Source organism: Inhella sp. (assembly GCF_041912635.1).
GTDB lineage: Bacteria > Pseudomonadota > Gammaproteobacteria > Burkholderiales > Burkholderiaceae_C > Inhella.
Genome location: NZ_JAYRMO010000032.1, coordinates 1 through 23,321, shown reverse-complemented (window position 1 = coordinate 23,321; position 23,321 = coordinate 1). Strand labels below are relative to the sequence as shown.

Below are 23,321 nucleotides of genomic sequence, written 5' to 3'. Positions count from 1 at the left end.
CCTGCACCCGCCCGGCGGCCGCCCCCCCCCCCCCAACGCCTGTGCCGACGACGCCTGCCTGGCGCGCGTGCAGCGCGAGCGCCTGGCCCAGCTGCAGGGCTGGCAGACCGCCGCGCCCTGGCCGCCAGACGCCGCCGGCCACTACCTGATGCCGCGCCGCATCCAGGTGCTGGACTTTGAGCGCCAGCAATGGGTGGGCAGCGCCGCGGCCGATTGCCTGAGCCTGCAGCCGCGGCCCGATGGCCGCTGGCAGCTGGCGCTGGAGCTGGTGCAGGCCAATGCCCACACCTGCACGCTGGAAGGTGCGGCCGAGCGCGTGGGCAACGCGCTGGAGCTGCGGCCCGCCGAAACCGTCATCCCGGAGCGGCCCTGTGTGCTGCGCCTGCGCTTCAAGGCCCACAGCCTGGTGCTGGAAGACCCCGAGGGCCATTGCCGGGCGCAGTTCTGCGGCGTGCGCGCGGGGTTCGAAGGCGTGGAGTTCCTGCGCAGCGAACGTGCCCCCGCGGGCGCGGCGCGCTGCGGGGCGGGCGAATGAGGCGCGTGGCGCGCTGGGGCCTGGCCCCGCTGCTGGCTGGCCTGAGCCCGGCCGCCTGGGCCCACGGCGGCGGCGACTGGATGCTGGCCGTGGCCGTGAGCTACTCGGCCGTGCTGCTGGGCCTGGGCGCCGGCCTGTGGGCGGTGTGGCGCCCCGGGCCGGGCCTCCCGCGCCTGCTGGCCCTCTACGCCCTGGCCCTGCTGGCCCTGGCCGTCTGGATGGGGGCCGACGACTGGCTGCTGACGCTGGGCCTGATCGCCATCGGCTGCGTGCTCTTCAGCGGCGCCTACGGCTGCCTGCGCTGGGTGGGGCGCTGGCTGCGCAGCGGGAAGCGCTGATCGAGCCCCTCATCCCCCCAGCGCCGCCGCGTGGTGGCGCAGGTGGTCGTCGATGACGGTGGCCACAAAGTAATAGCCATGTCCGTAGCCGGCATGGCGGCGCAGGGTCAGTGGCTGGCCCACCGCCGCGCAGGCGGCCTCGAACAGTTCGGGCTTGAGCTGATCGGAGAGGAACTGATCGGCCTCGCCCTGGTCCATCAGGATGCCGGCCGGGAAGGGCGGCGCGGTCTGCGCGCGCATCAGCGCGCTGGCGTCGTGCTGCGCCCACTGCCCCTCGTCCGGCCCCAGATAGGCCGGCAGGGCCTTCTGCCCCCAGGGGCATTGGCTGAGCGCGCTGATGGGCGCGATGACCGAGAGCGACTGGAAGCGCCCGGGGTGGCGCTGCGCCAGCGTCAGCGCGCCATGTCCGCCCATCGAGTGGCCCAGCACCGAAACCGGCACACCCCCCAGCTGCGCTTGCACCGCCGGCAGCAGCTCCTGCATCACATGGGTCTCCATGCGCCAGTGCGGAGCCCAGGGGGCCTGCGTGGCGTCCAGGTAGAAGCCGGCGGCCACGCCGAAGCCCCAGTCGTCAGCCTGGCCGGGGATGTTGGTGCCGCGCGGGCTGGTGTCGGGGCTCAGCAGGGCTAGGCCCAATTCGCTGGCCAGGCGCTGCGCGCCGGCCTTGATGGGAAAGGTTTCTTCGCTGCAGGTCAGCCCCGCCAGGCACAACAGCAGGCCGCGCGGCGTACCGGGCGGGCGGTACAAGCTGTACTGCATCGGCAGGCCGATGGCGCTTGACGCCTGGCGGTAATAGCCCTGCACGCCGCCGAAGCAGCGGTACTCGCCGAGGATTTCAGGGGACCACTCCATGGTGCACTCCAGTTGTCAGGCTGCGAACCAATCCGCAGTCCTGCTTGATCAAGTGCCACCGCGGAACCGGCTTTGCCGGGCCGCTGGTGGCGCCCCCTTGAGGGGGAGGCGCCGCAGGCGCTTCGGGGGTGGGCCAGTCCTTCAGAACTCGATGACGGTGCGGATGCTTTCACCCGCGTGCATAAGGTCGAACGCCTCGTTGATGCGCTCCAGCGGCAGCTTGTGCGTGATCAGCTCGTCGATCTGCAGCTTGCCGTCCATGTACCAATCCACCAGCTTGGGCACATCGGTGCGGCCGCGTGCGCCGCCGAAGGCACTGCCTTCCCACTTGCGCCCGGTCACCAGCTGGAAGGGCCGGGTGCTGATCTCCGCCCCGGCCGGGGCCACGCCGATGATGATGCTGCGCCCCCAGCCCTTGTGCGTGCACTCCAGCGCCTGGCGCATCAGCGTGGTGTTGCCCACGCACTCGAAGCTGTAGTCGGCGCCGCCATCGGTCATCTGCACGATGTGATCCACCAGATTGGGCACGTCCTTGGGGTTGACGAAGTCCGTCATGCCGAAGCGCCGCGCCATGGCTTCGCGTGCCGGGTTGATGTCCACGCCGATGATCTTGTTGGCGCCCACCATCCTGGCGCCCTGGATCACGTTCAGGCCGATGCCCCCAAGCCCGAACACCACCACGTTCGCACCCGCTTCCACCTTGGCCGTGAACAGCACCGCGCCCACGCCGGTGGTGACACCGCAGCCGATGTAGCAGACCTTGTCAAAGGGCGCGTCGGGCCGGATCTTGGCCAGCGCGATGCCCGGCACCACGATGTGGTTGGCAAAGGTGCTGGTGCCCATGTAGTGCAGGATGGGCTCGCCGTTCAGGCTGAAGCGGCTGGTGCCGTCCGGCATCAGGCCCTTGCCCTGCGTGGGGCGGATGGCCTGGCAGAGATTGGTCTTGCGCGAGAGGCAGAACTTGCACTCGCGACATTCCGGCGTGTAGAGCGGAATCACGTGGTCGCCGGGTTGGAGCCAGGGCACCTTGCTCTCCAGCACCACGCCCGCGCCTTCGTGGCCCAGGATGGCGGGGAACAGGCCTTCCGGGTCGGCACCACTGAGCGTGTAGGCATCGGTATGGCACACGCCGGTGGCCTTCACCTCCACCAGCACCTCGCCCGCGCGCGGTCCCTCCAGATCCACGGTCTCGATCGTCAACGGGGCGCCGGCCTTCCAGGCAACGGCGGCGCGGGTTTGGATGGGCATGGGAGGCTCCTTGGGCGCTTTGGGGTGTGGGCGCGGATGCTAGTGCGGAGTGTGGCGAAAAAGGTCTGCGTCGCTGGCAAGACCCCGCCGGGTCTCGCCCCGGCAGGCGAGTTCCTTTTGGCTTGACCCAAAAGGAACAAAAAGGTCAAGCCCCGATGCGCAGCCCCTTGGCTTCGCCAAGGGGTTCCCTGCGATGCTCGCTCGGCTGGGCCGGCCCGAAACTCGCTGCGTTCGCTTCGCTCACTCCGCTCAGACAGTCGGGCCGAGTTTGATGGGGACGCGTGCTGCGCACGCTGCCCAGCCAAGCTGCGCTTCTCGGCAGCGCATAGGGGCAGCAGCCAAGCAGCCAACAGCCGGGAAACGGCGCGACAGGGTCGGTACGGGCTGTTCGGTATTCGGCTGTTGGCTGTTCGGCTGTTTGGGGTCTTTCCTATGCCAAGCCGAGGAGCACAGAAGAGCGGGCCCGCGCGCGCAGCGCGCATCAAGCACTGACTTGGCCCAACTGTCTGAACGGAGCGAACGCAGTGAGCGAAGTGAGTTTTGGGCCTGGGCCCGCTCTTCGCGCACCGCAGGGAACCCCCGGCAAGGCCGGGGGCGCAGGCATCGGGGTCGCCTTTCTTGGCCTACCTTCTTTGGCGAAGCAAAGAAGGTAGGTCGGGTGCAGGGGTGAAGCCCCTGCGGGCTCTTGGACGACGAGCAGCGTCCCACCCGCCGTAAGCTGAAGCCATGCCGCGCCGCCTGTTCCCCACCTCCCGCCCCTTGCGCGCACTGCTGGCCCTGCTCGGCCTGTTGCTGGTGCTCTGGTTCATCGCCCTGCCCCTGGCGGTGGAGCCGCTGCTGCGCTGGGGCCTGGGGCGCTCCGAATCGGGGTTGGCCGGGCACACCCTGCGCTTTCAGGCGGCGCGCTTCTCGCCCTGGCGTGTTGCGCTCGAAGTCGAGCAGCTGCAGTTGCAGAGCCCGCAGGGCGAGCGCCTGGCCGCGGTGCAGCGCCTGCGCCTGGACATCAACCTGCTGGGCGCGCTGCGCCATCGCGCCACCGCGCTGGATCTGCTGCGCCTCGAAGGCCCGCAGCTGCGCTTGCTGCTGCTGCCGCAGGGCCGCAGCAACTGGGGCGCGCTGCTGGCGGCGCTGCAGGCGCAGCCCGCCGCGCCCGATGCCACGCCCCCGCGCCTGCGCATCGCGCTGCTGCAGGTCGAGCAGGGGCGCTTCGATTACGAAGACCGTCGCGCCCAGGTGCTGCGCACCGACACCCTCGACCGTCTGCAGCTGGAGCTGCGCGATCTTTCCACCCTGCCCGAGGAACGCGGCGCGCACCAGCTGGTGGCGCGCAGCGGCCTGGGCGGCGAGCTGCGCTGGCGCGGCGAGTTCGGCCTGCAGCCGCTGCGCGCGCAGGGCCAGATCCAGCTTGACGGCCTGCAGCTGACCAAACTCTGGGCCCTGCTGCCGAACCCGCCACTGGCCGTGCAGCCGCCCGGCGGCCAGGTGGCCTTGAGCCTGCGCTACGAGGCGCAGAGCGACCCCGGCCAGGCGCCGCAGCTGAAGGTGGACGGTCTGCGCCTGCAGCTCGACGGTCTGCGCCTGCAAGGCCTGCAGGCGGCCGAGCCCGCGCTGGAGCTGCCGCGCCTGCTGCTGGAAGGCGGCCGCCTGGACCTGCGTCAACGCCGCTTGCAGCTCGCCGCGCTGCGCCTGCAGGGCGGCAAGCTGCAGCTGGCGCGCGATGCCGCGGGGCGCTTCGATGTCGAGGCCTGGTTGCCCGCTACACCAGCCGACCCGAACCCCGGCCCCCGCTGGCAGCTCGCTCTCGGCGCGCTCGATCTGCAAGGCCTGGCCCTGCGCCTCGATGAAGCCGGCTTCCAGCAGCCGCAGCGCATTGAGCTGGACGCCCTGAGCCTGCAGCTCGCTGCCGAGGCCGCCTGGGGTGGCACGGAGGCCCCCGCGCTGAAGCTGCAAGACCTGCAGCTGCAGGCCCAGGGCCTGCGCGCGGGCGACTGGCTGCGTCTGCCGCAGGCCAGTCTGAACGGCGGCATGCTGGACCTGGCGGCGCGGCAGCTGGAGCTCGGCCCGCTGCAGCTGCAAGGTGCGGCGCTGCAGCTGCAGCGCGACGCCACTGGTGGCCTGCCCCTGCTGACCGCGCTGCAGCGCCGCGAAGCCGCGCCGGCCGCAGCAGGCCCGTCCTGGCAGACCCGCATCGCCCCCCTGACCCTCACCGACGCCCAGCTGCAGCTGGACGATGCCGGCCTGCAGCCACCGCAGCGCTGGGCGCTGCGCCTGCCGCAGGCGCGCCTGGAAGGCCTGGGCGCGGCCGCGCTGCAGCTGCAGGCCGAGGCCGAGCTGGCAAGCGGCGGCCGGCTGCGCGCGCAAGGCCAGTTGCTGCCGCAGCTGGATCTGCAGCTCGGCCTGCAGCAGCTGGTGCTGGCGCCGCTGCAGCCCTATCTGGCGGCCTACACGCCGCTGAAGCTGGCCGGCGGCCGGCTCGATGTGCAGGGCCGGCTGCGCCAGGCCCCGGCCTGGCAGTTCACCGGCCAGGCCACGCTGGCCGCGCTGCGTGTGGACGAGCCCGGGGTGCTGAACGAACCCTTCCTGGCCTGGCGGCGCCTGCAGGCCCCGCGCCTGCGTCTCTCGCCCACGCTGCTGGACCTGGGCCGGCTGCAGATCGACGGCCTGCAGGCCAAGCTGCTGATCGACGCCCAGAAGAACGTCAACTGGGACGGGCTGTGGCAGACGCCGCCGAGCAGCGCCGCGCCGACCACTACCCCAGCCACCACCCCGACCCCACGCCTGCGCCTGCAGCACCTGCGCCTGCGCGAAGCCCGCGTCGATTTCGCCGACCTCTCGCTGGCCCTGCCCTTTGCGGTGCGCATCCACCAGGGCGAGGGCGAGCTGGCCGGGCTGGACACGGCCCCCGGCAGCGGCCCGGCCGAGCTGCGTTTCGACGGCCAGGTGGACGACTACGGCCAGGCCCAGGCCAGCGGCCGCCTGCAGGCCCTGGACCCGACCGGCTTCAGCGATCTGCAGCTGCGCTTCCGCAACATCGAGATGACGCGGCTGACGCCCTACACCGCCACCTTCGCCGGCCGCCGCATCGCCTCGGGCAAGCTCGACCTGGACCTCGACTACCAGCTGCGCGCGCGCCAGCTGCAGGGCCACAACCGCATCGTCATGCAAAGCCTGGTGCTGGGCGAGCGCATCGAGAGCCCCAGCGCCACCTCCCTGCCGCTGGACCTGGCGATTGCGCTGCTGGAAGACAGCGAGGGCCGCATCGACCTTGGCCTGCCCGTCAGCGGCAGCCTGGACGAACCCAAGTTCAGCTACGGCGGCCTGATCTGGAAGGTCATCACCAATGTGCTGGGCAAGATCGTCAGTGCGCCCTTCCGTGCGCTGGGCGCGCTGTTCGGTGGCGAGAAGGAACTGAGCGACCGCATCGGATTCCCCGCCGGCAGCGCCCAGTTGGCGCCGCCCGAGCGCGAGAAGCTGCTGCAACTGGCCCAGGCCCTGGCCAAGCGCCCCGGCTTGCAGCTGCTCGTCAGCGCCGGCTACACGCCCGAGCGCGACGCGCCGGTGCTCAAGGCCCGCCAGCTGCGCGAGGAGCTGGCGCAGATTGAGGGCCACCGGCTCGAAGCCGAGGACGCACTGCTGCTGCCCGCGCAATCCGCCAAGGCCCTGCGCCAGCTTTACGCACGCCGCTTCAGCGCCGCGGAGCTGGAGCGCCTGGAAGAACGCCATGCGCTGGCGCAGCCCGCACCGCCCCCCAACATGGCCCAGCGCCTGCTGGCCCGCGCCCAAGCCGCGCTGGGCCGCGCGCCGGCGCCGCTCAGCGAGGCCGAGCGCACCGAACTGGCCGGCCGGCCCCTGCCCGAGCTGCTGTGGCAACGCCTGCTGGCCGCCGAACCCCTGGCCCCGCAGGCGCTGGAACAGCTGGGCCAGGCACGCGCCGCTGCCATGGCGGATTGGCTGCGCGCCCAGGGCCTGCAGCGTCTGCGTGTAGAGGCTCCTGCGGCGTTGCCGGCCGATGGAGTGGAGCTGCCGCTGCAGGTGGAGGTGCTGCCGAAGCAGTGAGGGGGGGTGACGGCGCCCTGAAGCGTTTCCAGCGTTGCTTGTGAGAGCCCGTGGGGTCTTCAACCCCACCCCAGCCAGTCCGCTTGCAAGCGGACTGTCCTTCGCCCGAGGTCGCAGGGCCCGCAGTGGGCCCTGCTCACTCCGGGCTCAGCCCCTCCCCGCATTTCTTTGGCGCAGCAAAGAAAAGGGGGTCGGGGTTCGGGGGTGAAGCCCCCGAGGGCTGTCCCGCGGGCCTCAACCACGGTGGGTGCAGCCCTGCTCCGAATCACCGCAGACCTCCTGCACACACCCCCGCAACCAGCGGTGCGCCGCATCGCCGTCCCAGCGCGGATGCCAGAGCAGCGAGATCGTCAGGGTGCCGATCTGCAGCTCGGCCGGCAGCGCGAAGCTGTGCAGGCCGGCGCGCAGGCTGCCGGTGTGACGCTCGGGCACGCAGGCCACCAGCTCGGCATCGCGCACCAGGGCCAGGGCGGCGGCAAAGCCGCCCACCGTGGCGGCCAGTTCGCGCTGCAGGCCCAGGGCGGCCAGCGCGGTGTCGATGGCCTCCGGCCCGCTGCCCTGCAAGGCCACGGCCACATGGCGGGCAGCAGCCAATTGCTCGGCCGTGACGCGGCCGCGGCTGAGGGGATGGCCGGGCCGCACCACGCCTACCAGGCGGTCGCGGAACAGGGCCTGGGTGCGCAGCTCGGGGCCGCTGTCGGCCGCCACCACGCCGGTCTCGAGGTCGACCCGGCCGTCGCGCAGCGGTGCGCTGTCCTTGTCCAGCTTGGGCAGGAAGTGCAGCTGCACGCCCGGGGCCTCGGCGGCCACGCGCTGCAGCAGGCGCGCGCCGAAGTTCTCCACGAAGCCCTCGCGGCTGCGCAGCGTGAAGCGGCGCTGCAGCTGCTTGAGGCGCAGCCGTCGCGCCGGGCGCAACATGGCCTCGGCTTCCTGCACCAGGCTGCCGATGCGCTCGCGCAGTTCGAGCGCGCGCGGCGAGGGCACCAGGCCGCGGCCGGCGCGCACCAGCAGGGGGTCGCCGGTGGCGGCGCGCAGGCGCGCCAGCGCGCGGCTCATGGCCGAGGGGCTGAGCCCCAGGCGGCGTGCCGCGCCGGCCACGCTGCCCTCGGCCAGCAGGGCGTCCAGTGTCGGCAGCAGGTTCAGATCGGGGGATGACATGGCGTCTGGTGCACGGATGAAGTGCAGATGATGCGCCTTCCGCCTGCTCACCGGCCTGCCTACCGTGGCACCAGGTTCAAAACCGATCCTGGAGCCTCTGATGACCCACCCTCAAACCCCCGCCGCCGCGGGTCACTCGGCGCGCGCCGCCACCGGCGCACTCGCCCTGTGTGCCCTGCTGCCGGCGCTCGGCACCAGCATCGCCAACGTCGCCCTGCCCCAGCTGGTGCAGGTCTTCGGCAGCCGCTTCGAGAGCGTGCAGTGGGTGGTGCTGGCCTATCTGCTGGCCAGCACCACGCTGGTGGTCAGCGCTGGGCGGCTCGGTGATCTGTTCGGGCGGCGCCGGCTGCTGCTGGGCAGCATCGCGCTGTTCGGCCTGGGCTCGGGCCTGGCGGCGGCCGCGCCGGGCTTGTGGAGCCTGGTGGGGGCGCGGGCGCTGCAGGGCGCCGGCGCGGCCGGCATGATGGCCTTGGGCCTGGCCCTGGTGGCGGCGGCCGTGCCGGCCCAGCGCAGCGGCCAGGCCATGGGCTTGATGGCCACGCTCTCGGCCTTCGGCACCGCGCTCGGGCCCGCACTCGGCGGGCTGCTGCTGGCCGGCCTGGGCTGGCGCGCGCTCTTCCTGCTGCAGCTGCCGCTGGCGCTGCTGGCCCTTGGCTTGGCCGCGCGCTATCTGCCGGCCGATGGGCCTGTGCGCACGGGCGAGCGCTTCGATGCGCTGGGTGCGCTGCTGCTGGCCCTGACGCTGGCCGCCTACGCGCTGGCGCTCACGCAGGGCGCGGCCTGGGGCCTGCGCGGCCCGCTGCTGGTTCTGGCGGCCCTGGGGCTGGCGCTGTTCGTGTGGGCGCAGCGCCGCGTGGCGGCTCCGCTGGTGAACCTGGCGCAGCTGCGCGCACCGCGCCTGCGCGCCCAGCTGCTGGCCACCGCGCTGGTGGCGGTGGTGCTGATGACGACGCTGGTGCTCGGCCCCTTCCACCTGGTGCACAGCCTGGGCCTGGATGCCGCCGGCCTGGGCCTGGCCATGGCCGTGGGCCCGGCCTGCGTGGCCCTGGTGGGCTGGCCGGCCGGCCGCGCGGTGGACCGCTGGGGCAGCGCCGCTGTGGGGCGCCTGGGCCTGCTGGGCATGCTGCTGGCCAGCACCGGCCTGGCGCTGGCGCCGCTGGCCTGGGGCCTGGCCGGCTACCTGGGCCCGCTGGTGGCGCTGACGAGCAGCTACGCGCTGTTCCAGGCGGCCACGCCCAGCGCACTGCTGGCGGGGGTGGCGCCGGCGCAGCGCGGGTTGGTGGCCGGGCTCTTGAACCTGGCGCGCAATCTGGGCCTGGTCAGCGGCGCGGCGTTGATGGGCGCGGTGTTCGTGCAGGCCTTGCCGGTGGGCGGGCTGGGGCAGGCCGGGCCAGCCGAGGTGGCGGCGGCGCTGCGCCACAGCTTTGCGTGGGCCAGCGGCCTGCTGCTGCTGGCGCTGGCGGCGGGTTGGGCCCGGCTGGCGCCGCCACGGGTGCCAAGCTGAGCGGCTGGGCCGCGCTACTCTGCGGCCCTGGCAATCGGATGCCCCGCCATGTGCCGCTTCACGCTTTACCTCGGCCCCTCCATCCGGCTCAGCAAGTTGCTGATCGAGCCCGAGCATTCGCTCATCCACCAGAGCGTGCGTTCGAAGGAACGGCGCGAGCAGCTGAACGGCGACGGCTTCGGCGTGGGCTGGTACGCGCCGCGCCTGTCGCGCGAGCCCGCGGTGTTCCATTCGGTCACGCCGGCCTGGAACGACCGCAATCTGCGCGAGCTCTCGCGCGTGGTGGCCTCGCCCTGCGTGCTGGCCCATGTGCGCGCCGCCACGCCGGGCTTTGGGGTGGACCTGGCGAACTGCCACCCCTTTGCCTGGCGCCGCCATCTGCTGATGCACAACGGCTACCTGAACGAGTTCACCCGCCTGCGCCGCCGCCTGCTCGAACCGCTGTGCGACGAAGCCTTCAACCGGGTGCGCGGCAGCACCGACACCGAGCATGTGTTCGCCGTCTTCGTGGACCAGCTGCTGCGCCATGAAAAGACCGACGAGCGCGCGCCCGACCCCGCGCTGCGCCTGGCCGAGCGCCTGGCCGCTACGTTGCAGCGCGTGCTGGCCGCCAGCCACGCGGCCGGCGTGCAGGCGCCGCACTACCTGAACCTGGCGGTATCCAACGGCCAGCAGGCGGTGGTGAGCCGTTTCACCACCGACCCCGCGAGCGAAGGCGATTCGCTCTACGTGCTGCAGGGCCAGCTGTACGAGACCACGGCGCAGGAGTTCGGCCAGCGCGCGCAGGAAGAGCGCGAGCCGGCGAGCATCGTCTCGTCCGAGCGCCTGACCCCCGCGCGTACTTGGGCCGCGGTGCCGCGCAACCATCTGGTGGTGCTGGAACGCGGTGCGGCGCCGCGCCTGCTGCCGCTGGGGGCCGGCGCCGAACTGGCGCCCTGAGGGCCGCCGCCCTCTCACTCGCTCAGTCGATCTGCGGCCCGCCGCGCGCGCGTTCGTCGAAGTAGCGCTCCAGGCGTTCGCGGTCCGAGCCCTCGGGCGCGTGGCCCAGCCAGCTGCGCATCCAAGCTTCGCGCGGTTTCTCGACGGCCAGTCGACGCACGGCGGCGTCCACCGCCTCGATGAGCTCGCGCCCCTGGCCATTGCGCGCGCAGGCCAGCGTGGCACGTGCCGTGGTGGGCGGTGCGCCACTCAGTGGCAGGGCCACCAGCGGCGCCGGGGGTTCCTCGTTGCGGTTGTAGGCCGTCACCGTCACCCCGTACTCCAGCGTGAAGTCCATGCGGCCGGCGCTGAGCATGCGCAGTAGATTGGTGCCGCGCCGCGGCATGGCCTGCGCCAGCAGCGCCTGGCCACGGCGCTGCAGCAGCGCGTCCACTTCCTTGCCGTAGGAGCGCTGGCGTTCCAGCAGGCCCTTGAGATCGGGCCGGGCCAGCAGCGCCGCCAGGTCCACCACCGCGCCAGGCTTCAGGCCCAGGCGCGGCAGCAGCTCGGCGCGGGTGACGAAGTGGATCTGGCGCGCCTGCAGCGGCACATGGGTGTGCGTGAAGTGCAGCCAGCTTAGGCGCTCGGGGGTGCGCAGCAGCAGGTTCGAGCACACCGGCTCGCCTTGGCGCGCCAGCGCCTCCAGGCGCGGGTACTCGGCCACCACGAACTCGTGCCGGTACTGCGGCATGCGCTGCGTCAGCAGGCGCAGCATGCCGTCCAGCTCGCCCTGGCCCAGCTGCTCGGGCCGCTGCGGCGCGCGGCCGTTCTCCAGGCTGAACATCGGCGGGCTGTGCGACACCACCCAGAGGATGCGGAGCGGGTCGGCCCGCACGGCGCCGGGCAGGCCCAGGGCCAGGCAGACCAGGGCAGAAAGAAGGAAGCGGCGCGGCGGCGGAACGTTCATGGGGCAGGGGGCAGCGCGGGAAGCGGCCCCAGCGCGCGCGCATTCTCGGCGCCTGCGCGCCCCTCAGCCCGGTGGGGGGCGGATCTGCTCGTACGCCACCAGCACCTCCTCGTCGCCGTCCATGTAGAGGCGCTGGCGCTGGCGCGGGTAGTCGCACACATCCTGCGCCAGCATCTGGCGGGCGGCCAGGAACACCAGCGGTTCGCTGCCGGTGTTCAGCAGGGTGTGGGCCGCGCCCCGCGCCGGCAGGCCGACGAAATCCCCCACGCCGACGGCATAGGGCTGCTCGTCGATCCACACCTCGCCCCGGCCGGCCAGCACGTAGAAGCACTGCTCCTCGTAGTGGTGGCGGTGGTACTCGGTGGCCGCATGGCCGGGCTGCACCGTCATCAGGTGGATGCCAAGGTGCTTCAAGCCGGTGGCCGCGCCCAGCGCCTTGGCGCTGCGCACCGCGTTGGGGTTGAGCAGATGCGTCTTGGTCTGGGCCGGCAGGGCCGCGATGGCGGCGGCGCGCAGCAGTTCGGGAGGAGTGTGCATGGCCGCGATGCTGGGCGTGCCGGGCGCTGCCGTCCAATGCAATCCATGGCCGGGATTGATGCGCCGGGCCTATCAATCCACCACGGCTGCGGGGCGCGGGGTTTGCCAAGCCCCTGCCATTCGGCACCCTCTCCCCAGTCGGGGGGAGTGTGGCGGCCAGTCAGGCGCTCGGGCCGGACACTGGCGCTCCCGCCTGCCCGGCCCTTGCACCCCTTCGAGCGTGACCCTTCCGCGCATCCTGATCGCCAGCTTCGGCAGCCATGGTGACGAGCTGCCCTTTGCCGCTCTGGCGGCCGAATTCGTGCGGCGCGGCCACCGCGTCCATTTCTTTGCCAACCCCTACTTCGAAGCGGCACTCGCCTCCAGCGGGGCGCAGTTCCGGCCGGTGGGCGAGGTGGCGGATTACCACCGGCTGTTCGCCCAGCTCAGCGACGCCAAGCCCGACCAAGCCATGGCCCGCGTGGCGCAGGAACTGGCCGCGCTGCTGGCGCCCTGCTATGAGGCCATGCGCGCCGAGGTGGACCCGGCCGGCAGCGTGCTCATCGGCAGCGCGCTGCAGTTCTCGCACCGCCTGGCGGCGGAAACGACCGGCATGCCCAGCGCCACCGTGCACCTGGCGCCGGCGGCCATTCGCTCCACGCTGCGGCCGGCGCGCGTGGGGCCGCATGCGCTGCAGGAGCTGGGCAGCGGCACGCCGCGGGCCTTGAAGCGCCTGGCCTGGTGGCTGATGGACAAGGCCTTCATGGAGCCCCACTTCCGCGCGCCGCTCAACCAGCTGCGCGCCCGGCTCGGCCTGGCGCCGGTGCGCGATCTCTTCAATGACTGGATTCACCGCAGCGACGCGCTGCTGGGTCTGTTCCCGGCCTGGTTTGCCCCGCCCCCGGCCGACTGGCCTGCGCACCTGCAGCTGCTCGACTTCCCGCTCGACGACCCGGCCACCGCCGCCCCGCTGCCGCAGGCGTTGCAAGCGTTCCTGGCCGCCGGCCCCGCGCCGGTCGGCTTCAGTGCCGGCACGGCTACCGCCACGGCACGCGGCTTCTTTGCCGAATCCGCCCAGGCCTGCGTGCAGGCCGGGTTGCGCGGCCTGTTGCTCAGCCACTTCCCCGAGCAGGTGCCCGCGCAGCTGCCGCCGCAGCTGCTGCATGTTCCCTTCGCGCCCTATGCCCGGCTCTTGCCCCGGCTGGCGGCGCTGGTGCACCACGGCGGCATCGGCACCAGCGCCCAGGCCCTGCGCGCCGGCCTGCCGCAGCTGGTGCGCCCCCAGGCCTACGACCAGTTCGACAACGCCCGCCGCCTCATCGACCTGGGCGTGGCACGCGAGCTGCTGCCCGCCCACTACCGTGCCGACCGCGCCGCCGGTGCGCTCAACGCCCTGCTGGGCGACGCCGCCTTGCGCGCCCGCTGCCAGGCCCTGGCCCCGCGCCTGCAGGGCCCGGGGCATGCCATGGCGCAGGCCTGTGAGGCGATCCTGGCGCGCTGCGCGCCTCAGCCCGCCGCAGCTTGAGTCGGCTGCGGCGCCAGCAGCTTCCCGAACACCAGCTTCACCGCGATTAGGCCCACGCCCGCGCTGGCGACCAGCACCGCATGCAGGGCCCAGAACTGCGTGCCGGGCATCTCGTCCAGCAGGCCCGCCAGCCAGCCCACGAAGCTGTTGCCGAAGAACAGGTGCAGGTAGTACACGCCGATCAGCACGCCCTGCAGGCGCACCGGCGAGACGCGCGAGTACAGCGCCAGGCCCACCGGCAGGATGTTGGCGAAGCCCAGGTTGTTGATCAGCGTGTAGCCCAGGGTCCAGAGCGGGCTGATCTTGGCGCCGCTGCTCTCGATCTGCTGCGCGGCCAGGATCAAGAGGGCCGGCGCGCAGGCGGCGATCAGCGAGCCCAGCGCCATCTTGCTCAGCTCGTCGGGCTCCTTGCGGCGCGTGGCCCACCAGCGCCAGAAGGCGATCGAGGCCAGCATGGTGCCCAGGCTCACGGCAGCGTCCACCGCCTGCAGCCAGCTCACCGGCACCTGGAAGCCCCACAGCAGCAGGTCCATGTGCTTCTGCGACCACAGCGGGTAGGCGTTGTTGAACTGCTGGTTGCCGACGATGGAGAGCATCAGCAGCGGCAGCAGACCGACGAGCAGCAGCAGGCGGGCCCAGCCCTCACGACCCAGCCGCTGCGCCGGCGCGGCGGCGGCGCGCGCGGCCTGACCGCGCGGCAGCTCGGGCGGCAGGTGCTTGCGCCCGGCCAGGTAGATCAGCAGCCCGATCAGCATGCCCACGCCGGCCGCACCGAAGCCCCAGTGCCAGCCGATCTTCTCGCCCAGGGTGCCGCAGACGATGGGCGAGGCGATCACGGCGATCTGCACCGCCAGCATGAAGATCTGGAAGGCCGAGGCGCGGCGTTGGTCACCCGGCACGTACAGATCGCCCACCTGCGCGGCGATATTGCCCTTGAAGCAGCCCACGCCCAGCAGCAGGCAGCCCAGGGCCGGCAGCAGCGCGGCTTCGAAGGCCATCAGGAAGTGGCCGGCTGCCATCAGGCTGGCGCCGATGACGACGGTGCGCGTGCGGCCGAGCCAGCGGTCGGCCAGCAGGCCGCCAAAGATCGGCGTCAGATAGACCAGGCCGGCGTAGAGCCCGAACACCACCGAGGCGAGCTGTTGCGGCGAGCGCGGGCCGGTGATGCCCTCGATCCAGCCGCGCAAGGTCTGCAGGCCCGCCACGCTGCCGGCGTGCTCCGGCAGGAACAGGTGGTTGCTGAGGTAGAGCACCAGCAGGGCCTGCATGCCGTAGTAGGAGAAGCGCTCCCAGAACTCGCAGAAGGCCAGCCAGCCCAGGCCCACCGGGTGGCCGAGAAAGCTGCGACCGGCCGGGCCGGCGGAAGGCACCGCCGCGGCGGTGGAGGAGGGAACAGGAATGCTGGACACGATGGGGCTGGCGCCGGACTTGGGAAGGGCGGCACTGTTGGCGAAAGCCCCGGCGCGCGCAAGTGGCATTCGCCTGGGGTTCGCCGATCCCGATGGCAGGCTGGCCTGCAGCGCCCGCCGCCTCTCAGGGCGTGCCCATCGCCTCGCGCCAGCGCATCGCGTCATGGATGCGGTGGCGGGCGCTCGGGTGGTGGAAGAACACGAGTTCCTCCAGCGCGCCGGGGTCGGGCTTGCGGTAGTCGGCCAGCTTGAGCATCACCTCGGCAAAGCCATGCGGGTCGCGCGCCAGGTTCAGGCCGAAGCGGTCGGCTTCGATTTCCTGCGTGCGCACGATGGTGTTGAACACCGGTGTGGCCAGCAGCATGAAGAACGAGAACACCGCGGCCAGCAGCGGCAGGCTGGCCACATCGCCCACTGCCTGCGTGCCCCAGCGCGCACCGAAGCGCGCGAACAGGAGGCGCAGCGCCCACTGGCTGAACAGGAAGCCGAACAGGATCAGCAGACTGAACTGCATCAGCATCTTGGGCCCATGGTTCAGCACGTAATGGCCCAGCTCATGCGCCATCACGGCGCGGATCTCGGGCAGCGAGGTGCGGTTCAGCAGGTTGTCGTTCAGGCGTATCTGCGCCGATTGCCCCAAGCCGCTCACATTCGCACTGATGCGCTGCGTCTGACGTGAGGCATCCACGCGGTACACCTCATCCGTGGGCACGCCGTTGGCGCGCGCCAGCGTCAGCACGGCCTCGCGCACCGGGCCGGGTTCCAGCGGCTGGTAGGTGTTGAAGAGCGGGGCGATCCACACCGGCTGCACCAGCAGCAGCAGGGCCAGCAGGGCGCTGCAGGCCGCCGTGCCCCACAGCCACCAGCGCTCGCCGGTGCGGCGGATCACCGCATACAGCACCGCCACCACGACGGCGGCGCCCAGGGCCTCCAGCCCCAGGCCCAGCGCCCACTCGCCCCACCAATCCGCCGGGCCCTGGGTGGACATGCCGTAGGTGTGCTCGCGCACATAGCCGCGATAGAAGTTCAGCGGCAGGCTCAGCAGCGCGGCACTGCTGCCGTAGACGGCGCCGAACAGGGCGTCGCGTGCCAGGCTGTAGCGCCCCACCCGCTGCGCCCAGTCGCGCACGCGCGCGGCGCGCCGGCCGCTGAGCATCAGCGCGGCAATGCCCAGGCCGAGCAGGAACTCCCACAGCTGCAGCCAGTAGCCGCCCTCCTCGTACTGGTTGGCACGCTGCACGCTGGCGGCGGGCAGGCGGTCCAGATAGGCCTGGGTGGCCAGCTTGGCGTCGCGCGGCAGCGCGGCGCGCCAGGCGTCGTCTACGGGGGCCACGTCGATGGGCTGCTTCGTCCCATGGTCTTCACCCGCCAAAGCGGGGCCGGCCAGGGCGAGGCTGCAAAGCAACGGCAGCACCACGGGCCGTAGCAGGGCGCCCAGGCGGTGGAGGAGCGGGGGGCACAGGCGGGAAGTCGTCATGACAGGAGGCCGCAGGGCCTGAGGGGCGAAAGGCCGGCAGTGTGGGTGCCGCGTGGCGCCAGCGCGCTGGCGCTGCGATGGGCAGCCGCGGTGGACGCCCCGGCTGCCGAGCCAGCGGCCCGGGCGGGTTTGCAGGCAGCCTGCGGGGCATGAACGCCGCCACCCCACCCACCCCGCCGCCCGAAGCCAACGGCCAGCCGCGCAACCCCCTGCACGGCATGACGCTCGAAAAGATCCTCAACGAGCTGGTGGCTTACTTTGGTTGGGCGGAGCTGGGTGAGCGCATTCCGCTGCGCTGCTTCACCCACGATCCCAGCATCACCTCCAGCCTGAAGTTCCTGCGCAAGACGCCCTGGGCGCGAGAGAAGGTGGAGGGGCTTTATTTGTTCATGCTGCGGGAGAAGCGGCGCGGGGGTGGGTGAGGCCAACAGTTCTTCTTTCGAAGTGAGTGCTGGTCAGCAATCTCGACCTTTCCGGCAGGGCGGTCAAAGTTTGCGGGCGGCAATACGCCTCTGTATGTGCTCTTGCACCGCGTCCAAGGTGAGTGTTTGACCGCCCTGCTCGACTTGGCTCCACCGCTCGTTGGACAACCCCTCCCAAGCTGGGCTTTGATGCCCTGCATCCTTAAAGTCGAAGCTGTTGAAGGGACGTGCGTCCGGGTAGACCTTGCAGAAGTTCCGTGCAGTCTCTTCCGAGATGCCAAACAGCAGGGTCGAGCCGCTGTCAAAGCATTCGATCTCGAATATTGCGCCTGGCAGCGGATCCGTTCGGGGATCGCGGGTCCAGCGCAGGCCTGGCCCTCCCACCCCTTCGAGACCATCAAACCCGCGGCGCTGGCCCTTCGGGAAGGCGCTGAACACCCCCCAGAAGAACTGGATCTCGTTTGCCTCAAGAACCTGCTGCAGTTCCAGGCCATCGACCCAGCGGTCTTTGGCTGAGAAGACGGCCTCGCCGCAGTTCGCCTCGACTTCCCTGACGTACCAGTCGAACGCTGCGGCCCGTAGGCCCATGGCGTCGAGCGTCCAGCGCAGGTTGGTGAAGTAGAGCGGATTGGAGGTGTTCTCCAAGATCAGATCCATGCGATGTCTCCTTGCGTTGCCGGTCATGCCTTCAACGCCCTTCCCACCACCTTCAACCGCTCCCTGAAGGCCTCCCGCACCCGATACAGCTGCGCCGGCCGATGCGCACCGCCGCTGCTCTTCGCGCCGGGGATCGCCTCGATCGCATCCAGCTCCTCCATCTTGCGGCGGAAGCTCACCGGATTGATCGGCTCGCCCAGCAAGGCCTCGTACACCGCCTGCAACTGCGGCAGCGTGAAGGGTTCGGGGCAAAGGTGCACGGGCAGTGACGAGTACTGGCTCTTGTTGCGCACCCGCTCCAGGGCGGTGGCCACGATGCGGCCGTGGTCGAAGGGCAGGGCGGGCAGCTTGTCCACCGCGCGCCACTGCGCGCCGGCCGGCAGGGCTTCCAGCGCCGGCACCAGCGCGAAGTAGGCGACCGAGACCGACCAGCCGCGCGGGTCGCGCCCGGGGCCGCTGAAGCTGGCCAGCTGCTCCAGGTAGGGGCTCTGCAGGCCGAGCTTGGCGCGCAGCACGCGCTGGGCGGCGTCGGCGCAGCTTTGGTCTTCGTCGGTGTGCACATACCCCCCAGGCAGGGCGAGGGCGCCGGCAAAGGGCTCGCGTTCGCGTTTCAATAGCAGCACCTGGAGCTGGCCCTCGTGCAGGGTCAGCAGCACCACGTCCACGGTGCAGATCAGCTTGCTCTCGGAGTTTGTTGTGCGGTTCACCGAAGCAAGGATAGCGCCCGTGCTCGTGTCGTGCACCCATTCACGGGGGGCTGCGGTCGGCATCAAGTTCGTTAATTGCAATGTGCAATTAACTGACTTAGGATGGCACGCACACAGACGAAAAGGATGAAGACCATGCACACGCATCTGCTGCTGATCGACCCGCAGAACGACTTCTGCGACCTGCCCGAGAACTGGCGCCCCCACGCGATGCCGGGCGAGGAACCCCTGCAACCTGCACTGCCGGTGACCGGCGCGCACGCCGACCTGCTGCGCGCCGCCGCACTCGTGCAGCGCCTGGGCGCGAAGCTGGACGCCATCACGGTGACGCTGGATTCGCACCACCGCATCGACGTGGCCCACCCCGGCTTCTGGCGCGATCTGGCCGGCCACACGCCGGCGCCGTTCACGCCCATCACCGCCGCGCAGGTGCGCGCCGGGGCTTTTCGCCCGCGCGACGCCCAGGCGCTGGAGCGTGTGCTGACCTACCTGGATGCGCTGGAGGCCAGTGGCCGCTACACCCTGATGGTGTGGCCGGTGCATTGCCAGATGGGCACCTGGGGCCACGCCGTGCACGCCGGCCTGCAGGTGGCGCTGGACGCCTGGGCCGATGCGCAGGGCCGCTCGGTGGCCATCGTCACCAAGGGCGAGAACCCCTGGACCGAGCACTACAGCGCGCTGCAGGCCGAGGTGCCGGACCCGAGCGATGCGCGCACCACCTTGAACGCCGCGCTGCTGGCCGAGCTGGACCGCTTCGACCGCGTGCTGATCGCCGGCGAGGCCGGCAGCCACTGCGTGCGCGCCACCGTGGAGCACCTGGCCGCGCATCTGCCCTCGCGCAAGCTGGACAAGCTGGTGCTGCTGACCGACTGCATCAGCCCCGTCACCGGCTTCGAGGCCCAGCAGGCCGAGTTCTTCGAGGCCATGCGCGCGCAGGGCGTGCAACTGGCCACCAGCACCGAGGTCTGAGCATGTCGAACCCCGTCATCACTAGCCTGCTGGACACCGACCTCTACAAGTTCACGATGTGGCAGACCCTGCTGCATCGCCACCCCGAAACGCAGGCCGAGTACCACTTCGTCTGCCGCAACCAGCCCGCCTACCCCTTGGCCGAGCTGCAGGCCGATGTGGAACGCGAGCTGGATGCGCTGTGCGCCCTGAGCTTTCGCGCCGACGAGCTGGCCTACCTGCGCGGCCTGCGCTTCATGAAGAGCGACTTCGTCGACTTCCTGCGCATCTTCCGCTTCCAGCGCGATTTCATCGACGTGCGAGCGGAGGGCGAGCTGCTGCGCATCGTGGCGAAGGGCCCGCAGGTGCATGTGATGGGCTTCGAGATCCCGGTGCTGGCCATCGTCAACGAGCTCTACTTCCGCCGCTTCGAAACGCCCGAGGTGCGCGCCGAGGGTGGGCGCCGCCTGGCCGCCAAGATCGACGCGTTGCAGGCCTTTGCGCTGGCCGCCGCCAAGTACCGCCACCCCTTCGAGCTGTTCGACTTCGGCCTGCGCCGGCGCTTTTCGGGCGGCTGGCAGCGCGAGGTGGTGGAGCGCCTGCGCGATGCGCTGCCGAACCACTTCAAGGGCACCAGCAACGTGCTGCTGGCCAAGGAACTGGGCCTGGTGCCCATCGGCACCATGGCGCACGAATACCTGCAGACTTTCCAGGCCCTGGGCACGGTGCGCCTGCGCGATTCGCAGAAGGCCGCGCTGGAAGACTGGGTGCAGGAGTACCGCGGCGACCTGGGCACGGCGCTCACCGATGTGGTGGGCATGCAGGCTTTCCTGGCCGACTTCGACCTCTACTTCGCCAAGCTCTTCGACGGCCTGCGCCACGACAGCGGCGACCCCGTGTGGTGGGGCGAGCTGGCGCTGGCGCACTACGCCAAGCTGCGCATCGACGCCCACACCAAGCGCCTGGTGTTCAGCGACGGGCTCACCGTCGACAAGGCCATCGAGCTCTACCGCCACTTTGCCGACCGCGTGCAGCTGGGCTTCGGCATCGGCACGCACCTGAGCAACGACCTCGGGCCCAAGCCGCTGAACATCGTGATGAAGCTGACCCACGCCAACGGCCAGCCGGTGGCCAAGCTCAGCGACTCGCCCGGCAAGACCCTGTGCGAGGACGAAACCTTCCTGGCCTATCTGCGCCAGGTGTTCGGAGTCCAGCCATGCTGAACCTCACCATCGCCCAACTCAACCTCACCGTGGGCGACGTGCCGGGCAATGTGGCCCGCATGGTCGAAGCCGCCCGGCAGGCCGCGGCCGAGGGCTCGCAGCTGATCGTCTTCCCCGAGTTGGCGGTGGGGGGCTACTACCCCGGCGATCTGCTCGACGAACCCGCCTTCCTGCGCCAGGTGCAGCAGGGGCTGGCGGCGTTGCAGCGGGCCTCGGCCGAGCTGCCCGGCCTGGCCTGGGTGTTCGGTGCGCCGCTGGAGCGCACGGGGCCGGGCAAGAAGCTGGAGAACGGCCTGCTGGTGTTGAAGGACGGCCAAGTGCTGCTGCGCTACGCCAAACAGCTGCTGCCCACCTACAACATCTTCGACGAGCGCCGCCACTTCGAGCCCGGCCCGGACGTGGCCAAGGTGCTGCGCTTAGGGCAAACGCAAATCGGCCTGCTGATCTGCGAAGACGGCTGGAACGACGAGGGCGCGGACTACCGCGTCAACCCCTTCGAGCGCCTGCGCGACGCCGCACCTGAGCTGGTGGTGTCCATCAACGCCAGCCCCAGCAACATCGGCAAGCGTGAGCAGCGCCACCAGATCTTTGTCGCCGCCAGCCGCCGCCACGGCCTGCCCCTGCTTTACGTCAACCATGTGGGCGGGCACGACCAGCTCGTGTACGACGGCGCCAGCTTCGCCGTCGAACCCGATGAAGGCGTGGTGTTCGAAGCCGAGCGCTTTGTGGAATCGGTACGCACGCTGCGCTTCGAGCAGGGCCGCTTCCTGGAGCCGAGCGGCCAACCCCTGCCGCGCCCGGTACCGGCGGGCCTGAGCCCGATGGCCTTCTACCGCGCGCAGATCGTGCTGGGCCTGCGCGACTACGCACGCCGCTGCGGCTTCACGCAGGCGGTGGTGGGCAGCTCGGGCGGCATCGACAGCGCGCTCACGCTGGCCCTGGCCGCCGAGTCGCTCGGCCCGCAGAACGTGGTGGGCATCACCATGCCCTCGAGCTTCTCGTCCAGCGGCTCGGTGACGGACTCGGAGGCGCTGTGTCGCAACCTCGGCATCGAGCTGCTGAACCACCCGATCAAGGGTGCGGTCGAGGCCTTCAAGGCGCAGTTCCTGGAAAGCTTCGGCGCCGAGATGCAGGGCCTGACGCTGGAGAACCTGCAGGCGCGCGTGCGCGGCACCACGCTGATGGCCTTCTCGAACGCGCGCGGCCATCTGCTGCTGACCACCGGCAACAAGAGCGAGGTCTCGGTGGGCTACTGCACGCTGTATGGCGACACCAATGGCGGCCTGGGCCTGATCGGCGACCTCTTCAAGACCGAAGTGTTCGCACTCTCGCGCCACCTGAACGAGGCGGCAGGGCGCGAGCTGATTCCGGTGGCCATCATCGAAAAGGAACCCTCGGCCGAGCTGGCGCCGGGGCAGAAGGACAGCGACTCGCTGCCGCCTTATCCGGTGCTGGACGAGGTGCTGAAGGTGTTGATCGAAGGCGAGCGCTTGGCCGCCTGGGAGCGCGCTGCCGCGCATGCCCAGTTTGATGCGCTGAAAGCCACGGCCGAAGGGCGGGCTTTGATCGAGAAGGTGGCGCGGATGATTCATCGCAGTGAGTACAAGCGCCGGCAAGCGCCGCCCATCATTCGGCTGCGCTCGCGGGCGTTTGGGCAGGGAAGGCAGATGCCGATTGCGGCGCGGGTGCCGGGGGTGTTTGAGTGAGTGGGCAGCTGCGCTGGCATAACGAGCGCGTGTGCACGGTGCCGGGCCTGTTGAGTGCGCGCGAGTGCGAGGAGTTGGTGGCGCTGGCCGAGTCAGTTGCTTTTGAGCCGGCCGGTGTACGGACCGCTGAAGGTCCGGTGGCGATGCCCCAGATCCGCAACAACGACCGTGCCATGCTGGAGCATCCAGACTGGGTGGCGCTCATTTGGGAGCGTCTGCAGTCACTGCCATTGCCTGAGCTTGAGGGGCAGGTGCCCATCGGCCTGCCCAAGGCGCTGCGCTTCTACCGCTACCGCCCCGGCCAACGCTTCAAGATGCACAAGGATGGGCCCTGGCGCGAGTCGGGGCACACCAGCAAGCTGACCGTGCTGATCTATCTGAATCAGGGCTACCAAGGGGGTGAGACGGATTTCCGCGAGTTCGCCATTCATGGTGAAGCCGGCATGGGGCTGCTCTTCGTGCACGACACCTGGCATGAAGGGGCGAGCCTGGTCGAGGGCACCAAGTACGTGCTGCGCTCCGATCTCCTTTACGGTGCAAGCACCATCTGAGCGGTGCTCCGATGAACCAACACGCTGTCCTCGCTGTCCGCTACAGGGCAGCGGTCGTGGGATCCCGCAGGGGCTTCACCCCTGCACCCGACCCGCATTTCTTTGCTGCGCCAAAGAAACGCGGGGCAAAGAAAGGCGCCAATGCACGCGGCCGGCCACGGGCCGGCCGCGACTGCACGGCTGGCTCACATGGCTCCCACACCCCTTCTGGGACTGCGAAAACCTGCCCGCTAAGCTGGCCGGAGTACCGGCCGACTAGACCACCGCAAACCATCACGGGCTTTCTGCGATGACGAGACCCCCAACGAGAGGCTTGTGCTTGGCTGACGCTGGTTGGGGGTCGGTTCTTCGTCGCTCGGAAGCCATGGTCCTCGCTGCCCGGGACGACCGGTACCCCGGGCGCCTTCGCCGTCCTGCCCGTCGGAGTCAGATGAGGGCTCGTGTCAGTGTGAGCCCAAGTACCGCCATCACAGTTCGCCCCTAGGAGTCTGGGCGGCAGAAGGGAAGTCCCTGACTGCAGGTGAGGCCTGAGGTGCGTTGGGAGGCTATGGCCGCGCCCTACCTCCCCTACGAGCCGCAGCAGATGCTGCTGCTGCCTCAAGCC

Annotated in this window: 20 protein-coding genes; 11 read left to right on the top strand and 9 right to left on the bottom strand. The window is 70.8% G+C overall.

Going from position 1 to position 23,321, the window contains the following annotated elements:
- The coding region (locus tag ACE3QP_RS17130) for a hypothetical protein (RefSeq protein WP_374437701.1) at positions 1-535 on the top strand (535 nt) is incomplete at its 5' end.
- On the top strand, positions 532-873 hold the full coding sequence (locus ACE3QP_RS17125) for a hypothetical protein (RefSeq protein WP_374437700.1): 342 nt from the start codon (positions 532-534) through the stop codon (positions 871-873). The genes ACE3QP_RS17130 and ACE3QP_RS17125, both read left to right, overlap by 4 nt.
- 9 nt (positions 874-882) lie before the next feature.
- Here ACE3QP_RS17125 and fghA read toward each other — a convergent pair whose 3' ends face one another.
- Both fghA and ACE3QP_RS17115 read right to left on the bottom strand, forming a co-directional pair.
- Positions 883-1,725 carry an S-formylglutathione hydrolase gene (fghA, locus tag ACE3QP_RS17120; protein WP_374437699.1) on the bottom strand — a complete coding sequence of 281 codons (843 nt, stop codon included), beginning with the start codon at positions 1,723-1,725 and terminating at the stop codon, positions 883-885.
- Positions 1,726-1,866: 141 nt separating this feature from the next.
- Positions 1,867-2,967: an S-(hydroxymethyl)glutathione dehydrogenase/class III alcohol dehydrogenase gene (locus ACE3QP_RS17115; RefSeq protein WP_374437738.1), complete on the bottom strand. Its 1,101-nt coding sequence runs from the start codon at positions 2,965-2,967 to the stop codon at positions 1,867-1,869.
- 732 nt (positions 2,968-3,699) lie between these two features.
- Here ACE3QP_RS17115 and ACE3QP_RS17110 point away from each other — a divergent pair.
- Positions 3,700-7,029 (top strand): DUF748 domain-containing protein, encoded by a 3,330-nt coding sequence (locus tag ACE3QP_RS17110; protein ID WP_374437698.1) that lies wholly within the window; start codon positions 3,700-3,702, stop codon positions 7,027-7,029.
- 234 nt (positions 7,030-7,263) lie between these two features.
- Here the strand turns inward: ACE3QP_RS17110 and ACE3QP_RS17105 are convergent, their stop codons facing one another.
- Positions 7,264-8,187, bottom strand: a complete 924-nt coding sequence (locus ACE3QP_RS17105) for a LysR family transcriptional regulator (protein WP_374437697.1) — start codon at positions 8,185-8,187, stop codon at positions 7,264-7,266.
- A 100-nt stretch (positions 8,188-8,287) separates the two neighbouring features.
- Between ACE3QP_RS17105 and ACE3QP_RS17100 the strand changes: the two genes are divergently transcribed.
- On the top strand, positions 8,288-9,691 hold the full coding sequence (locus ACE3QP_RS17100; RefSeq protein WP_374437696.1) for an MFS transporter: 1,404 nt from the start codon (positions 8,288-8,290) through the stop codon (positions 9,689-9,691).
- 48 nt (positions 9,692-9,739) lie between these two features.
- Complete coding sequence (locus ACE3QP_RS17095) at positions 9,740-10,630, top strand: class II glutamine amidotransferase (protein ID WP_374437695.1); 891 nt, start codon at positions 9,740-9,742, stop codon at positions 10,628-10,630.
- A gap of 22 nt (positions 10,631-10,652) precedes the next feature.
- Here ACE3QP_RS17095 and ACE3QP_RS17090 read toward each other — a convergent pair whose 3' ends face one another.
- Complete coding sequence (locus tag ACE3QP_RS17090) at positions 10,653-11,576, bottom strand: hypothetical protein (protein WP_374437694.1); 924 nt, start codon at positions 11,574-11,576, stop codon at positions 10,653-10,655.
- A gap of 63 nt (positions 11,577-11,639) precedes the next feature.
- Positions 11,640-12,113, bottom strand: a complete 474-nt coding sequence (locus ACE3QP_RS17085) for a cupin domain-containing protein (protein WP_374437693.1) — start codon at positions 12,111-12,113, stop codon at positions 11,640-11,642.
- Between the two features lie 220 nt (positions 12,114-12,333).
- Here ACE3QP_RS17085 and ACE3QP_RS17080 point away from each other — a divergent pair, with 220 nt between their 5' ends.
- Complete coding sequence (locus tag ACE3QP_RS17080; protein ID WP_374437692.1) at positions 12,334-13,617, top strand: glycosyltransferase; 1,284 nt, start codon at positions 12,334-12,336, stop codon at positions 13,615-13,617.
- On the opposite strand, the gene ACE3QP_RS17075 is transcribed toward ACE3QP_RS17080, so the two are convergent.
- Positions 13,599-15,026: a peptide MFS transporter gene (locus tag ACE3QP_RS17075; RefSeq protein WP_374437691.1), complete on the bottom strand. Its 1,428-nt coding sequence runs from the start codon at positions 15,024-15,026 to the stop codon at positions 13,599-13,601. The genes ACE3QP_RS17080 and ACE3QP_RS17075 overlap by 19 nt on opposite strands.
- A gap of 124 nt (positions 15,027-15,150) precedes the next feature.
- Positions 15,151-16,503 carry a M48 family metalloprotease gene (locus ACE3QP_RS17070; protein ID WP_374437690.1) on the bottom strand — a complete coding sequence of 451 codons (1,353 nt, stop codon included), beginning with the start codon at positions 16,501-16,503 and terminating at the stop codon, positions 15,151-15,153.
- A gap of 149 nt (positions 16,504-16,652) precedes the next feature.
- On the opposite strand from ACE3QP_RS17070, the gene ACE3QP_RS17065 reads away from it, so the two are divergent.
- Complete coding sequence (locus ACE3QP_RS17065) at positions 16,653-16,925, top strand: VF530 family DNA-binding protein (RefSeq protein ID WP_374437689.1); 273 nt, start codon at positions 16,653-16,655, stop codon at positions 16,923-16,925.
- 63 nt (positions 16,926-16,988) lie between these two features.
- Here the strand turns inward: ACE3QP_RS17065 and ACE3QP_RS17060 are convergent, their stop codons facing one another.
- Together ACE3QP_RS17060 and ACE3QP_RS17055 are read right to left on the bottom strand one after the other, a co-directional pair.
- Positions 16,989-17,582, bottom strand: a complete 594-nt coding sequence (locus tag ACE3QP_RS17060) for a hypothetical protein (protein ID WP_374437688.1) — start codon at positions 17,580-17,582, stop codon at positions 16,989-16,991.
- A gap of 23 nt (positions 17,583-17,605) precedes the next feature.
- A complete protein-coding gene (locus ACE3QP_RS17055; RefSeq protein WP_374437687.1) occupies positions 17,606-18,289 on the bottom strand; it encodes an NUDIX domain-containing protein in 684 nt (227 codons plus the stop codon).
- A gap of 126 nt (positions 18,290-18,415) precedes the next feature.
- Between ACE3QP_RS17055 and ACE3QP_RS17050 the strand changes: the two genes are divergently transcribed.
- Genes ACE3QP_RS17050 through ACE3QP_RS17035 form a run of 4 tightly spaced genes read left to right on the top strand, consistent with a single transcriptional unit; the run spans position 18,416 to position 22,717 of the window.
- Positions 18,416-19,258, top strand: a complete 843-nt coding sequence (locus tag ACE3QP_RS17050) for a cysteine hydrolase (RefSeq protein WP_374437686.1) — start codon at positions 18,416-18,418, stop codon at positions 19,256-19,258.
- A 2-nt stretch (positions 19,259-19,260) separates the two neighbouring features.
- Entirely contained in the window at positions 19,261-20,460 is a 1,200-nt protein-coding gene (gene pncB, locus ACE3QP_RS17045; protein WP_374437685.1) for a nicotinate phosphoribosyltransferase, read from the top strand.
- Positions 20,454-22,166: an NAD+ synthase gene (locus ACE3QP_RS17040; RefSeq protein WP_374437684.1), complete on the top strand. Its 1,713-nt coding sequence runs from the start codon at positions 20,454-20,456 to the stop codon at positions 22,164-22,166. The genes pncB and ACE3QP_RS17040 overlap by 7 nt, the downstream gene beginning before the upstream one ends.
- Positions 22,163-22,717, top strand: a complete 555-nt coding sequence (locus ACE3QP_RS17035) for a 2OG-Fe(II) oxygenase (protein WP_374437683.1) — start codon at positions 22,163-22,165, stop codon at positions 22,715-22,717. Before ACE3QP_RS17040 ends, ACE3QP_RS17035 begins: the two co-directional genes overlap by 4 nt.
- Positions 22,718-23,321 lie beyond the last annotated feature (604 nt).

Bases quoted from the DNA above. Each gene is read 5' to 3' on its own strand.
- ACE3QP_RS17100 (WP_374437696.1), top strand. From the start codon at position 8,288: ATGACCCACCCTCAAACCCCCGCCGCCGCGGGTCACTCGGCGCGCGCC.
- ACE3QP_RS17065 (WP_374437689.1), top strand. From the start codon at position 16,653: ATGAACGCCGCCACCCCACCCACCCCGCCGCCCGAAGCCAACGGCCAG.
- ACE3QP_RS17060 (WP_374437688.1), bottom strand. From the start codon at position 17,582: ATGGATCTGATCTTGGAGAACACCTCCAATCCGCTCTACTTCACCAAC.
- fghA (WP_374437699.1), bottom strand. From the start codon at position 1,725: ATGGAGTGGTCCCCTGAAATCCTCGGCGAGTACCGCTGCTTCGGCGGC.
- ACE3QP_RS17070 (WP_374437690.1), bottom strand. From the start codon at position 16,503: ATGACGACTTCCCGCCTGTGCCCCCCGCTCCTCCACCGCCTGGGCGCC.
- ACE3QP_RS17105 (WP_374437697.1), bottom strand. From the start codon at position 8,187: ATGTCATCCCCCGATCTGAACCTGCTGCCGACACTGGACGCCCTGCTG.
- ACE3QP_RS17110 (WP_374437698.1), top strand. From the start codon at position 3,700: ATGCCGCGCCGCCTGTTCCCCACCTCCCGCCCCTTGCGCGCACTGCTG.
- ACE3QP_RS17095 (WP_374437695.1), top strand. From the start codon at position 9,740: ATGTGCCGCTTCACGCTTTACCTCGGCCCCTCCATCCGGCTCAGCAAG.
- ACE3QP_RS17040 (WP_374437684.1), top strand. From the start codon at position 20,454: ATGCTGAACCTCACCATCGCCCAACTCAACCTCACCGTGGGCGACGTG.
- ACE3QP_RS17125 (WP_374437700.1), top strand. From the start codon at position 532: ATGAGGCGCGTGGCGCGCTGGGGCCTGGCCCCGCTGCTGGCTGGCCTG.
- ACE3QP_RS17085 (WP_374437693.1), bottom strand. From the start codon at position 12,113: ATGCACACTCCTCCCGAACTGCTGCGCGCCGCCGCCATCGCGGCCCTG.
- pncB (WP_374437685.1), top strand. From the start codon at position 19,261: ATGTCGAACCCCGTCATCACTAGCCTGCTGGACACCGACCTCTACAAG.
- ACE3QP_RS17050 (WP_374437686.1), top strand. From the start codon at position 18,416: ATGAAGACCATGCACACGCATCTGCTGCTGATCGACCCGCAGAACGAC.
- ACE3QP_RS17090 (WP_374437694.1), bottom strand. From the start codon at position 11,576: ATGAACGTTCCGCCGCCGCGCCGCTTCCTTCTTTCTGCCCTGGTCTGC.